At 29.0% G+C, this 15,390-nt stretch carries 9 protein-coding genes and 1 tRNA gene; 2 read left to right on the top strand and 8 right to left on the bottom strand.

Annotated features, from left to right (window positions below; all coding sequences use genetic code 11):
- Positions 1 to 2,410 precede the first annotated feature (2,410 nt).
- Positions 2,411 to 2,887, top strand: a complete 477-nt coding sequence (locus BMSBPS_RS01860) for a kinase inhibitor (RefSeq protein ID WP_044170029.1) — start codon at positions 2,411 to 2,413, stop codon at positions 2,885 to 2,887.
- Positions 2,888 to 2,899: 12 nt separating this feature from the next.
- On the opposite strand, the gene pgl is transcribed toward BMSBPS_RS01860, so the two are convergent.
- The gene (gene pgl / locus BMSBPS_RS01865; RefSeq protein WP_022564732.1) at positions 2,900 to 3,907 is read right to left on the bottom strand and encodes a 6-phosphogluconolactonase; all 1,008 of its coding nucleotides are present in this window, start codon (positions 3,905 to 3,907) and stop codon (positions 2,900 to 2,902) included.
- Positions 3,908 to 4,036: 129 nt separating this feature from the next.
- On the opposite strand from pgl, the gene gpmA reads away from it, so the two are divergent.
- Positions 4,037 to 4,741 carry a 2,3-diphosphoglycerate-dependent phosphoglycerate mutase gene (gene gpmA / locus BMSBPS_RS01870; protein WP_022564733.1) on the top strand — a complete coding sequence of 235 codons (705 nt, stop codon included), beginning with the start codon at positions 4,037 to 4,039 and terminating at the stop codon, positions 4,739 to 4,741.
- Positions 4,742 to 5,022: 281 nt separating this feature from the next.
- Here gpmA and nadA read toward each other — a convergent pair whose 3' ends face one another.
- The 7 genes from nadA to odhB form a co-directional block, all read right to left on the bottom strand.
- Positions 5,023 to 6,069 (bottom strand): quinolinate synthase NadA, encoded by a 1,047-nt coding sequence (gene nadA / locus BMSBPS_RS01875; protein WP_022564734.1) that lies wholly within the window; start codon positions 6,067 to 6,069, stop codon positions 5,023 to 5,025.
- Positions 6,070 to 6,765: 696 nt separating this feature from the next.
- Positions 6,766 to 6,838, bottom strand: a tRNA-Lys gene (locus BMSBPS_RS01880).
- Between the two features lie 153 nt (positions 6,839 to 6,991).
- Complete coding sequence (locus tag BMSBPS_RS04805) at positions 6,992 to 7,246, bottom strand: tetratricopeptide repeat protein (RefSeq protein WP_022564735.1); 255 nt, start codon at positions 7,244 to 7,246, stop codon at positions 6,992 to 6,994.
- A gap of 90 nt (positions 7,247 to 7,336) precedes the next feature.
- Positions 7,337 to 7,774, bottom strand: a complete 438-nt coding sequence (locus BMSBPS_RS01890; protein WP_044170033.1) for a tol-pal system YbgF family protein — start codon at positions 7,772 to 7,774, stop codon at positions 7,337 to 7,339.
- A 4,232-nt stretch (positions 7,775 to 12,006) separates the two neighbouring features.
- The gene (gene sucD / locus BMSBPS_RS01895) at positions 12,007 to 12,897 is read right to left on the bottom strand and encodes a succinate--CoA ligase subunit alpha (protein ID WP_022564738.1); all 891 of its coding nucleotides are present in this window, start codon (positions 12,895 to 12,897) and stop codon (positions 12,007 to 12,009) included.
- Entirely contained in the window at positions 12,897 to 14,069 is a 1,173-nt protein-coding gene (gene sucC / locus BMSBPS_RS01900) for an ADP-forming succinate--CoA ligase subunit beta (RefSeq protein ID WP_022564739.1), read from the bottom strand. The genes sucD and sucC overlap by 1 nt, the downstream gene beginning before the upstream one ends.
- 72 nt (positions 14,070 to 14,141) lie before the next feature.
- Positions 14,142 to 15,380 (bottom strand): 2-oxoglutarate dehydrogenase complex dihydrolipoyllysine-residue succinyltransferase, encoded by a 1,239-nt coding sequence (gene odhB / locus BMSBPS_RS01905; protein ID WP_022564740.1) that lies wholly within the window; start codon positions 15,378 to 15,380, stop codon positions 14,142 to 14,144.
- Positions 15,381 to 15,390 lie beyond the last annotated feature (10 nt).

Genomic DNA, 15,390 nt, shown 5'->3' on the forward strand with positions numbered 1-15,390 from the left:
ATGTGCTTTACAATATGGGCTAAATGAAATTATGAAGCTGCTTATAAATATAATGGTATTTTTGTATAGTTTGAGAAATTAGCATAGTATGATATGATTAATACAGTCTAGTTTTAGCCATTTAACCGCTGTAGTACTAAAAACCGAGACTATCAGAATAATCTGAGCTGCATATTAGCTTTTAATGCATTTCCTTTACATGGATTGATAATTTTAATATATTGATTTCATGAAAGTATAATCATCGCTATAATATTGTAATATTGCTTTGCTGCTAAGGTAATTTTATAAAGTCAAGTTGACATAAACAGTGCTAATATAACGCATATTAATCATCAGTTCAATAGTCTAGTTTATTTAAGTTCTTTAGTATCATAAATAATCTTCTTAATTGGTAGAAAATAAAATAATTAGCTGTGCACATGGTAATTTTATTAGGTTTGTTTACAGTTAGTAATTTGTGATTGTAAAAATAGAGTTTGCAAAGGCAATAAAATACATTATTTACATTAATTCAACTATTTTATCAAGACTAGTAGAAAAATGGAACTTAGTTAGAGATCATGCATAAAAGTGTTATTATTATGATAAGATCAAATAGTTAAATGTCAATTTCATTCAAAACGGAGCATTGTTAATATTTACCAACATATTCATTAGTATATTTCTAGAATATATAAGTAAATTAGCTAATTGTACTAAATTTTTTGCATGGTATTGCATTATTTAAGTCAAACCAATTGTTACTTATACAACAAATATTGATTCCTACTTTAGGTAATTTATACAAGGTATCATATTATGTTTAGCTAAATTTTGCCATATTGAACGAACCTATACAAAAACTGCTTCTATCATCCATTGTGAACCTTTATAGTGCTGCTGCTTCTACTCACATATATTTCTCCATCTGAATATTGGTAAAATAACGAATTTTTTTGGAATATATTTATCTTTTTCAAGACCGACTTTTTTTATTTAAAATAACGTATTCATGTGTAGTTTACAATACAAAAATATTGGCAATATCTTTAAACATTCATTTAATAAAAGATTTATTAATTAACTTTTAGATTTATTCTATGTCCAAAATATGATTGATAGACTTATTCGATGAAAAAAGATTTATTATAACAGTAAATACCATTATAATGGTAACTCAATAATTTTAATAAAGATATTAATGTTTATTAAAATGATCTATAATTTAATCATGAGTAGATCTGACATACTATATACTTTCGCACATACTGCACAATCATTTTATGCTTTAGTAGCATCTAATAGAGATAGACTACGACTAGTACAGGAACGTGAATTTATACATAGTATGTTATGATAATAGGCTGAGCTATATATGGTAATAATTACTCTTGTCTAAATGCAGCACTGCAATTATCATTAACAAAATGTGCATATAATGTTTGAAGGTATTACATCCATGAGCAGTATCTTTAAGCTGTAAGTTTTTTACAATCACACTGAAATGTTTGAAAGCAGTATTTCTTTATAACTGTGATTCAATTGCATTTGAAGTGTCTATAAAAATTATATTATAACATTTGGTTATCAAGATTTTGTAAATGAAATAGAAATATTTGACATTCAGATCTTCAGATATAATAGTTATTCTGTTTCAGCAGTATAAATCAGTAATTTTAAAAATCTATGCATAACCATTGCTGTTATGTACCTGAATATTGTTTTGTCAACACATTACAAACGGTGCATTCAATGACATGTGGAATGAGAACAACTTTTCTTATTTAGGCGAAGAGTACTATTTTAGTAGCAGTATACTCTTTCTTAGAGCCGATTGTATAAAAGGCCAAATTGCTACTGTTCTATGATTTACATGATTTAAAATTAGCGCGAGCACGCTGCTATCATTGTAGTTTTTAATGATTATCAACAAAATAACACTAGCTTTATTTGAAATTATAGTAACACATCAGAGTTTTATCAATAATCCTCTAGTGTGTTTCAGAAATCATAGAAACCTAACCATTATTAATGAAGCATATTATTTAAAATCAGTTTTTCGCATTGAACATCAATTTTACAATGATTTTGATTGATTGCATTGCGTAACCATTCTTCAGTTTAAAACATATGCGAATTAACTTCAATCTATCTTACTGTAAAGAAAAATGACCTTGTATTAAAACATTTTTTATAGAATTTCATTTATGAATTAATCAGTTAGGTAAATTTATTTACCTAACATGATGATCTTAATTTCATTACTGTTCTTGAATGAAATTACAGAATTAACTAAAATTGTATCGAAGATCACTGGTTAATATTAAAAACATGTTCAATGCCAAATTTTAATTATATAAACATATACATTTTACTGCGATTTATGATAATATTAAGTATATAGTTTTTGTTGTAAAAGGTAGATAGAATGATTTTATTTAGCAATGACTTCAATGATGGGGAAAAAATGCCAGAACGGCACGTCTTTAAAGGCATGGGCTACACAGGTCAAAATGTATCACCTCATTTGGCATGGAATCATGTTCCAATAAATACTCAAAGTTTTGTTGTAACTTGTTATGATCCTGATGCACCAACAGGTTGTGGTTGGTGGCACTGGATAGTAGCAAATATTCCCTGTAAAATTAATTTTTTATTACAAAATTGCAGTTCTAACTCATCTCTTCTTCCAAAGGGTGCTATCCAAACACGAACTGATTTTGGACAGTCGAGATACGATGGTGCTGCGCCACCAAAAGGTGAATCACATCGTTATATTTTTACCGTACATGCATTAAATGTAGATAAAATAGCGGTAGACAATAACTCTAGTGGAGCAATGGTTGCTTTCAATGTACACTTCAATAAATTGGAAAGTGCGTCTATTACTGTAATTTATCCTTAAAGATATAAATATTTACTGTAACAAGTTATTTTTTAGTTCATGTATAACAATCCACATTGGTCCTTTTCCTACAAAGTAACGCATTATCGGAGTGAGTAAACCACATTTCTTAATTTTGTATACTTGAACATGGTTCGATTTCTGTCCCGCTAATAAGAGATACTGTCCTGTTTTATCAATGTTAAAACCACGAGGTTGCATTTCTGTTAATTGTAAACCAATTATTACTAACATTGCTCCATCTTTGAGAATGCGAAATGTAGTAATAATATTGTTAGTACGATCACAAGTATAAAGAAATTTTCCGTTTGGAGTAATATGTATATCTGATGCCCAACAAATATGAAAGTTTTTTGGCATCATATCTATTCTCTGTATACATTCAACGTATTTATCTAAATTATTTACACGCCATACAGTTACCGTGCTATCTAATTCATGTATGCAATAAACATAATTACCGTTTGGATGGAAAACTATATGACGTGGACCAGAACCTTTTATTGCACTTAAATATTTTTGTTTTTCCGATAGCAACATACCATTTGAATTTAATTGAAACATGTAAATTCGATCTTCCTTAAGTGCTGGGACAAACAACTTTTGATTAGTAGGATTAATTTGCACTGAATGGCATCCTAGTAAATTTCTAATTACTTGAATGGGTAATTGTGGTAATCCATTATGATCAATAGGATTAACACTAAGACAGCAATCATTATAAGAACTACAAAATAAATATTTTCCTTGACGATCGGTAGAAATATATGTTGGACTTCCTGGCAATGCTGCCTCACTAACTAAGCTCAAAGTTCCATCATCCGCAATACGGTAAGTTAATACGCAAAAATTTGGACGCATACCCATATATAAAAAATCTTTCGTTGGACTTACTACCATTGGTTGTATTTGACCATTAAAATTTAATATTTGTAATAATATTAATGTTCCATCTTTATGTAATGTCCAGGCATATACTTGATTGCTCTCCGGACTAGCAATATATACGACTTGCTTCATGCATTTTCCTTACATTTTATTTTTTTCTTTATAGATAGATACAACATGAACATAACAAGGATATAATGTATTCTAAATAGTAAATTTTATTATTTGTATGTTAATTATTTAATAATATGGAGTATATACATGTCTATAAATAAACTGGTTATTGTGAGGCACGGTGAAAGCTGTTGGAATAAAGAAGGACGCTTTACTGGATGGCATGATGTAGATCTATCTGATAAAGGTTGTATTGAAGCTAAAAATGTTGGTAATTTGCTTAAAAAGGAAGGCATGCATTTTCATTATGCTTATACTTCTGTTCTTAAACGCGCTATTCATACTTTATGGAATATATTATACGAACTAGATCAGACCTGGATACCGGTTGAGAAAACTTGGCGTTTAAATGAACGTCACTATGGCGCGCTACAAGGTTTAAATAAAGCAGACACAATTGCTAAATATGGAGAAAATCAGGTAAAAAGATGGCGCCGTAGCTTTCATTGTGTACCTCCCCATATGGATCGAAATGATGACTGTTTTCCAAAATATGATATTCGTTATCAAAGACTAACCGATACAGAATTACCAACTTCAGAAAGTCTAGCTATGACTGTTGATCGAATCATTCCATTATGGAATGGTAGCATTTTACCACGTATTAAACAAGGTGAACAGGTAATCATTGTTGCACATGGTAATTCATTGCGCGCATTGATAAAATATATCAGTAATATCAGCGAAACGGATATCGTACAATTGGATATTCCAACCGGCATGCCATGGATTTATGAATTTGATGAAAATTTTAAACCAATTACACATTACTATTTACAGGATAATAAATAAATATTATTAATAATAATAGTATTGATATATTAATATTACGGAATTAAATTAAAATACAATAACTTATATTTATTATGATTTAATCATTTTTATAAAACGACAGAATTCTCGTCTATATTTTTAGTTACCCTTTTTGTGCAAGCATATTACATTAATACGTATAAAATATTAATTTTTTCTTAATAATGTAAATTTATTATTGCGAGGTCTTTAAAAGAACATCAACATTAATTCATAACTAATGATAAATAAATTTTGAATTTTATTAAATTATAGTGTTATTACCTCATTGTTAATGATTGTGTGAAAGAGAGCATGCGATTTAGGGGTAGTAATGCTGCCTTGCATAATGCTGCATCAACATGAACTTCATGTGCATTGCCACCATGTTCCAATCCATTTGCCATATCTTTTAAATTATTCATAGCCATCCAGGGGCAGTGCGCACAACTGCGGCAAGTAGCTCCTTCTCCCATGGTAGGTGCTGCTAGCAATTTTTTATCTGGTACTACCTTCTGCATTTTGTAAAAAATACCTTGATCAGTGGCTATAATAAGTTGTGGATGGGACAAAGATTTTGCTGCTTGAATTAGTTGGCTAGTAGATCCTACTATGTTTGCAAGATCAATAATACCTTGTGGTGATTCTGGGTGCGCTAAAACGGCTGCTTTTGGATACAGTTTTTTCATGCGTTTCAATGCTTGGATTTTAAATTCTTCATGTACAATGCATGCTCCCTGCCAAGACAATATGTCTGCTCCTGTTTTTTTTTGAATATAATTGCCAAGATGACGATCTGGTGCCCATATAATCTTTTTTCCAATACTATCAAGATACTCGATTAATTTAACAGCAATGCTAGATGTAACTATCCAATCAGCACGTCCCTTGACAGCTACTGAAGTATTAGCATAAACCACTACAGTGCGATCGGCATGCATATCACAAAATCGACTAAATTCATTGATTGGACAACCTAAATCAAGGGAACATTCAGCATTTAAAGTTGACATTAGAACGGTTTTTTCGGGACTAAGTATTTTTGCTGTTTCGCCCATGAAACGTACGCCTGCTACCAATAGGTTAGGAGCCGAATGCATACTACCGAAACGTGCCATTTCCAAAGAATCTGCAACACATCCACCAGTTTCTTCAGCTAATGATTGAATATCGGGATCAGTGTAGTAGTGAGCTATAATTACGGCATTTTTCTTTTTTAATAGTACTTTAATTTTATTGCGCCAGTAAGCTTTCTCTTCTGTGCTAATAGATATTGGTTTTGGTGGAAAGTGACGATTTATACTTTTAAAATCGAAAGTCAAGTTCATGAGACAGCTCTCGTTGTATTATTGCAAATATTATTCAATTAAAAAATAAAGTAGTACAAAAACAATCATATTACCTTAAAGCTAAAATAAAATATCTAAATCATCTAAACATATTTTTTTATTTTAAACATTATATTCAATGTTTCGTCAAACCTTATTGATTTTTAATTTAATTATTAAAACTATTCTGGTAAATTGTATACATTAACATTAATTAAATTTAAAAATTAAAGTTAAATCATTACACTAAAATTCTTTAAAGAATAAATAATGATATTTTTATCAGAAAGATAAATTCTATTATGCAAAGCATAATAGAATTTGTTAACATTTTAAATATTAGTAATTAATACATTAAATGAAATTAATTTTACCAATTCTTATCTGAATAATATTTCAAATTTTTTCTAAAAAAATAAAAAAATTTTTTTAATATAAACAGTAATATTTTTTTTGTTAGTAAAAAGAGCTGTAAGTAAAATTTACGCAAATTTCTTTTTAAAGAGAGAACTCAACTAGATTGCTGTTTATTTACAATAAATAATAAAGTAAATTTATAAACTCACTGAATGTTATTCAGAAACTTAGGTTAAATAAAGGGAAGGATTACAAGTTAGATAATAATAATTAGTAATACTATTTATATACAATAGTAACGTTTCTATAACTACCTATACATTTTTAATAATGCAATAGTGGGTCGTGCAGGATTCGAACCTGCGACCAATTGATTAAAAGTCAACTGCTCTACCAACTGAGCTAACGACCCTTTTTAAGAAACTATACTAGTTTAGTTGAATTATTCACCAACTACAATATAAACTATAGGATACGAATTTGATCACTTTCATGCAACCTTTATTTTTATATTTTTTTAAGTTTAGGTAAAATTGAATTACGTAAATCAATTCATATGATCGTTCTATCCCTCTTTTTCGTATATTATGCATAATCTATCAAGAGATTTATAGGATAACTTAGCGAATTCGCTCTTAGGAAATCTTTTAATGACTTCCTGACATGCTGCCTTAGCTTTTTGAGTATCTTGCTTATGTTGCTTTATTAAAGCAATATTAAATACACATTCACAAACCTTAGAAGATTTAGGATATTTTTTTATTACTATAGTAGAAAAATAATAATCGGAATCTTCGTTATGACCTTTATTGAACAACAATTGACCGAGCTAATAATTTGAATCTGCCTGATAAGCAGAATGCGGATAATTTTTAATCCATTTCTTTAAATAATCAATTGTATCCTCATATTATTTTTTATTCACAATCCGATTAATAGCTGTATCATAACGACTGCTTGCACTATTAATTTTTAATAATGAATCCATAGTACGATTATTACTACAAACTAAGTCTTTAGTCTTTTCTATTATCAGGTTTCTATTATCTTGACCAGGTCTTTGATCCATTTTACTAGTAAGATTATTTAAAGTATTTATTTGTTGGCAGATTCTTTTTTGCTGAATAATGATTTGATTTAGTTCATAACGATTTTGTTGGATTTCTTCACGTAATATCTCGATATCACTTCCATTTTTAATACTTTTTTGATGTAATTTCTGTAACAACGAAGTTGCTGAATCAAAAACATGTTCAAGAATATTAAGACGTTGCTTAATTGAGTCTCTATCAATATTACTCTCTATTGCTTGAGCTCTAGTATTGCCAAAAATTAATATAACAATCATCAAAAATAATCTTAAAAAATTCAGTCTAACATCATGATTAAACATATAATACTCGTTATTAAATGATTACAGAACGTCGATTTTTAGTATTTATTTGATCATGCAGGCATATTACAGCAGATCTTTATTTCCCATATGATACTACAGATATTTAATCGCTAATTAACCTTAACTCTATCTATATATCTGAACTATATTAATACGTTAACTCTATTAGCATGCAACTTAAAGTAAGCATATTTAAATACCGCATTCATATGTATGAGAATAATATCTTTATAAAATGAATTGTTACGCACTAAAAGTACATGTCTATAGAATTTTAGGGTAATTAGATTGTAGATCATATTTGTTCAGACCGAAATAAATAATATTTTTTTGCATTTTATTAAAAAGTATTTTTTACTGAAGAACAGCATTATTATTCTGAGAAAAAGCACAATTGTAAATACCTGCATGGAGATGCATTTTAATTTAATCAATTCTACTACTCTTAATTTGAACTATAAACCCTCAGTTAATAAACTGTATGGCTACTATTATAGTCCTTAATATTTGTTTATTTATATATTTTACCCTATTCATTGTGAATATAGCGACTAAACAAGAAATTTAACATCTTGTATATTGTAAGCAATAAATACTTGAAACTCCCCCATTCGTTGAAAAAATTTAAAATAGACATTATTTTTCGTATCGCTATAAATTACCATTAATATTAGCAGAAAGACTTGGAGTCTTATTTTAAAGAGTGTCATTTACTCTTTGAATTAATACTGTTTGTAGATTTTTTTTAAAAAAATCTTAAATCTTTTTTTATGTCAATTATCATCATGATTTTCGATATCAACAAAAATTAGTATCTTGATTTTCTTATTTAACTAAATACATTAAAATACAACCACAATAATTAATGATATAACTTTGAAGTGCATAAGATCGATCAAAAATATATACCAAAAATTACTATTATGCACTAAGAGGATTAGTACTATTTATTGTATAACCTTTAATAAGTTGATGCATCTGATCTGAAATTAAAGATATGGTATATATATTTAAACTACTAGTGTTCGATAGTACTAATCATAATTTACGACTCTGTAGTTAAAATACTGCTTTACTATGTATGTATAACAAAGGAGATTAAAAACCTGAGGTATTGAATTGTCAATTAATGTTTCTATTACTTACTAATATTAATGCAAATTTTTTCATTTAAAGGTAAGTATGGTAATCTTTTTAATATCCGTAGATCAATCTGAGACAATATGGTGGGTTTTATAGAATAATGAATTATGTAGATTTTCACTATCATAATCGATAACGCAATTCATACGGTAACGTTTTGAGTATTATTTGTTTTACTATATCAACCATAGGTATGCACGCATGATGCTAGTTCAATATCTATTCATTTTTCAAATACTTCATTGTTAATAGTATTATGCAGATACTAAAATCATTTCTCGGTGATTTTAATAGATATTTAGTATCAATATATTGCTTCTATTAATACCAATATTTATTAATTTATAATAAACTTTACACAATGACTTGAATCAGGACTATTTATAAAAACTTAATTCATTCTAAACAGTAGGTGTGATCATGTGCTTTTTTATTCGGTTTTTTGGTACATTACTAATATTGATTGTACAAAATTTGTTAAATCATATAATTTATTTGAAATAATATTTGAGATATTTTGTATATTGCTTCATTGGATTATCGACTGAAATGATACTACAGCAATTAAAAGATTTGCATGTGTACTTTTCATAATTACGTACAAGCCATAATAAAACAATAACTCAAAATCACATAGGAGCATCTACTTGATTCATTCTTTGGTTTGTATTCCACACTATAATGATAGAAAATTTTAATAAGTAATTATACAATCTAATAATCATAATCTAGTTGAATTTATTTTACTTTACCTAGAAAGCATTAGTGCATTACCAAAAAAATTTTCACTTTTTATAAAGCTAGTTTTGGAATTTTAATTTCTTAGCCATTGCAATAACAAAGTGTATTCATTATATTGAATGCTGCATTTCTTTTTCTAGTTTTATTTTCATAAAATAGAAAATATTCAGATAACTTGCTATGTAAATTACAGTTCTTACTTCGATAAACATCCGTATTATAGAGTTGTTATTGAATTGTGATAGCAATTTTTCTAAGCTAAGAACTCATTGAGATTGCATTAAGTATATAAGATTGATATTTATAATTTTTATTATAATATACCACTACCACTTAGTTACATGACATATTAATTTTTTTATCTTTAAAAAGGAGTTAAGTAAATTTTTACAGGTATGTTGACTCAAGATCATCCATAATTTGTTTAATATTTTACATTTTTTGTCTTCATTAATGTTTTTTATAAACTATAAACTTCAACTTTATTTTTTTGTTAATTGTGATCTCTAAAATTTACTGAATGTTTAGTTAGTCTTTTATTACTACTACATATAAGTAATTTTTTGTTGAAAATTTTTAAAAATTAATTTTTAAAAATTGTGATTTTTTTATGTTTTCTGTTTTTTTCTTTTAATTACATAATACTTAATATTATCTTACAATGAAACTTTCAATAGTTACCTTTTTAATGACCTACTACTCTATCAAAAATTATGATTACCCATTATTGTTTTAACTTATTAATTTTTATATTGAATTTATCATGATTTTTCTCAGAAATATGCATTCAGAAAACGATTAAAATAATATCAGTTTTTGAATTTTTTATAAGTTAGCTCCGTTATTAATCGATAGTTAATTACATGAATTTTATATAGTATATGAACTACTAGAATCATTTCATCGATCATATGGCATGATTTTTGTAACGGCAATCCAGCAGATAGGCATTTTAAATTATATCGCTAGTGTTTTATACGATATCTATTAATGACCAACCTCTACCATTCTATAGATATTATTTTAATAATTATAGCTAGATGACGATTTTTAAAATCGGTATTTGATTTATGAGATTTTGGTAAATTCACTTTATACTGTGTGTAATATTTAGAATAATAGTTATAAATATCAATACAAGTATGCACAACTGCATCGAGTAATAGCATTATATTAATTTTTCATGCAATATAATGATGCTACGTCTAAATATTCTCACTATTTTAAACCATCTTAATTTACTGCCATGTGATCTGCTTAATTTATAAGATTTAATGATAATATGAAAACAATTATACATTCTTCTACAAAATTGTAATAGCTTTATTGTGAGTTATCCACACGTTGTCTTAGAAAAGGATAACAGCTATAATGTCAACAATAACTTTGAATAAATTAATAGCAATAAAAATGTTTGTCGTCGAAATTAGGAACTGTTATTGACACTATAATATGTTTTACATCTAGCATAGAAAAAACTATGTGCAATAAATACGACACATCCTATGTTTTGCTAACAAACTAATATACCTTCTAATTTAAATAATGGCACTAAGAAAAGAAATGTAGTTTTCTAAAAATTTTAGTTGACAATTAACAATTATACGTATAACTCATCTCGTTAATTTTAGTTTTACTGACCTATTTCGATTAACATATTTAAGATGAATAAATTCTATAAAAACTAAGTATAATATTTTTTAGCACCACTGAGTTTATTTTAGCACTTGGCCTTTTTAATATGATGTAGATAAATTAATTAGAGTAAATTTTACTTTTTTTCTAATTTTATTAATAGGTCAATGTGCATAAAACTAAAAATATTGACATAAGTAACTATTGAAACTTTATCACAAAATCAACTGACAATAATAAAATCAAAAGTCAAAATTGAGTTGTAGATGTATTATTCATGCTAACAATTACAATTTTTATTTCACTATCTGAAAGATTAAAAATTACTTTTGTTAATTATATTTCATCGAACAATGTTATCAACATCAGATGATAGATAAACTGGCTTTTGTCAGACTAGATATCCAAAATAGTCTATTCTCGTTAAGTTGATCTAAATAAATCAAAATATTAGATCATATTCAAAAAAAGATTTTCATTCAAGGTTTATCATTTCTGATGTTAGTACTTGGCAAAAGTAGTAATCATGCAAATCAAAAAATATAGGTATAGATAATAAAAGCATATTAAGTTCTAATAATGCAGTTATTGATTAAGTTGAATAAATTCTGGATACATCCTATTTTATATGATTAAAAGGTTAAACCTATTTAACATTAAAATAGTTAAAATTTAGATGATTCATGGAATAACATTATTTCTTTGACTGCTGTTCCAATATCACATAAATTATGAACAGTTTTTACACCAGCTTCTTCAAGAGCAGAAAATTTTTCCTCGGCAGTGCCTTGTATCCCTGAAATAATAGCACCTGCATGACCCATACGTTTTCCTTTCGGTGCAGTTACACCAGCAATATAGCTAACAACAGGTTTAGTGATGTGTTTTTTGATAAATTCAGCTGCTTCCTGTTCTGAACTACCACCAATTTCACCAATCATTACAATTACTTTAGTTTGTGTGTCATTTTGAAACATCTTTAAAATATCAATAAAATTAGAACCTAAAATTGGGTCACCTCCAATACCTACACATGTTGACTGACCATAACCCATATCTGTGATTTGTTTAACTGCTTCATAGGTTAAAGTACCTGAACGCGATACAATACCAATACTACCAACTTGATGAATATGGCCTGGCATAATACCAATTTTACATTGTCCTGGTGTTATTACACCAGGACAATTTGGACCAATCATTCTTACACCTGTTTCATCTAATTTTATCTTCGTAATTAGCATATCAAGTATTGGTATACCTTCTGTAATAGTAATAATTAACTTCATTCTTGCATCAATTGCTTCTAGAATGCTATCTTTGCAGAAGGGTGCAGGAACATATATCACTGTAGCGGTTGCGCCAGTCACTTCTATAGCTTCGCGAACAGTATTAAATATAGGTAGACCTAGGTGACTAGTACCACCTTTACCAGGCGTTACACCACCAACTAACTTTGTACCGTAAGCTAACGCTTGTTTAGAATGAAAAGTGCCTTGGTTACCACTAAAACCTTGGCAAATTACTTTGGTATTTTTATCAATTAAAATAGACATTATTTGCCTGCCTGAGCCGCTATGACGACACTTTGCACAGCATGTCTTAGATTAGTACAAGCAATGATATTTAGACCGCTATTTTCCAATTTTTTAGTCCCTATTTCAGCCTTATTACCTTCTAAACGTACTACTATCGGTACATTAATGCTGATTTCATTTACTGCAACAATGATACCTTCTGCAATTAGATCACAACGCACAATACCACCGAAAATATTAATAAATACTGCTTTTACAGTATGATCAGACATGATGATCTTAAAAGCTTCAGTAACGCGCTCTTTAGTTGTACTACCGCCAACATCGAGAAAATTGGCTGGTTGACCACCATAATATTTTATCATATCCATCGTACCCATTGCTAAACCAGCACCATTAACCATACAACCGATATTGCCTTTTAGTGCGACATAATGAAGATCTAACAGCATTGCGTGAGCTTCACGTGGATCTTGTTGACTGACATCAAACATTGTATGTAATTTAGGCTGACGAAATAACGCATTTTCATCCACACTTAATTTACCATCAAGACATATTAAATCACCTTTTTTCGTAGAGACCAAAGGGTTTATTTCTGCCATCATAAGATCACATTCTAAAAACATAATGGCTAATTTATTAAATATATTAGAGAATTTGATTATTTGTTGATGTGTAGTTAAACCCAATTTCAAGGCCATTGCTCTTCCCTGATATAATTGCACACCTGTTAATGGATCGAGCACTGTTTTATGAATTAAATGCGGAGTTTCTTCCGCTACTTTTTCAATTTCAACTCCGCCTTTAACTGAAGCCATCAAAATTACACGACGTGTGCTACAATCGATAACTGCACCAAGGTACAATTCCTGCTCAATATCTGTTACTGATTCAACTAATATCTTATTTACTAACTGACCAACAGTATTAGTTTGATAAGTGATCAGACGTTTACCTAACCAATTTTCACAAAATTTATAAAGTTCTTGTTGATTCTTAACAATTTTCACACCACCTGCTTTGCCACGACCACCTGCATGTACTTGACATTTTGCTACCCAAGGTGCTAAACCAATTTTTGAAGCTGCGTTTTCAGCTTCATGTATTGCAGTGCATATATAACTAACTGGTACTGGGATATCATACTGCTGAAACAATTGTTTCGCTTGGTATTCATGTAAATTCATGATGCTATCCATTCATATTTGAAAAATTAATAAAGATACAATACAACATAAAGATAGAACAATTGATGAAAATCAGATATCTAAAAGTAGACGTACTGGATCTTCTAACATTTCTTTCACAGTAACTAAGTAACCTACTGCTTCACGTCCATCTATTAGACGATGATCATAAGACAGAGCTAAATACATCATCGGTAATACAACTACCTCACCATTACGCGCTATAGGACGATCTTTAATAGCATGCATGCCCAAAATTGCGCTTTGCGGTGGATTAATAATAGGTGTTGACATCAACGAACCAAATACACCGCCGTTAGTTATAGTAAAGTTACCACCCGTTAACTCCTCTACAGTTAGCTTACCATTACGGCCTTTTATTGCTAACTCTTTAATTTTTTTTTCAACTTCAGCCATACTAAGTGCATCGATATTTTTTAACAAAGGTGTTACTAAACCACGCGGTGTAGAAACTGCTATATTTATATCGAAATAGTCATGATATACTATATCGTCACCATCAATCGATGCGTTTACTTCAGGAAAACGTCTTAACGCTTCTAATACTGCTTTAATATAAAATGACATAAACCCTAAACGTACTGCATAACGTTTTTCAAAGTTCTCACCGTACTGTTTACGTAAATCAATAATCGGTTGCATGTTAACTTCATTAAAAGTAGTCAACATTACAGTATTGTTTTTTGCTTCTAATAAACGTTCTGCTACGCGTTTGCGTAAACGCGTCATTGGCACACGTTTTTCTCTATCATAATTAGTTGATTGTTTGTCAGGAATGATAGGAATTGATATATTTTTATTAAGATTTTTTGATGAATCTATCAATCTTTTTTCTACATCTTCACGTGTAATCCGACCATCTAAGCCAGTACCTTCAATACAACTAACTTCAAGTTCATTTTCAGCAATGAAACGACGTACACCGGGACTTAACGTATCATTCATCTTCTGTTTGAGAAGATTATTATTAGAGCTCTCTTGAAAAATAGAATCTTTAAAAATTAATTCATTATCTGGAATTTTTTTTTCATTGCATTGTTTATGACTATCTATTTCTTTTAGCTGTCCTAGAATTTGACGAGAAGTGACGATAGTACCTTCTGTTTGTAGAATTACTTCTAATATTCCGTTAGCAGAAGCAGGCACTTCTAGTATTACCTTATCGGTTTCAATTTCAACGATGACTTCATCGCGTTCTATCAAATCGCCAGGTTGTTTGTGCCATTTTGCAACCGTTGCATCCGTTACAGATTCAGGTAAATCGGGAACAAGAATTTCTACGATATTCATTGGTTTTCCT

This window comes from Candidatus Pantoea carbekii (genome assembly GCF_000971765.1).
GTDB lineage: Bacteria > Pseudomonadota > Gammaproteobacteria > Enterobacterales > Enterobacteriaceae > Pantoea_A > Pantoea_A carbekii.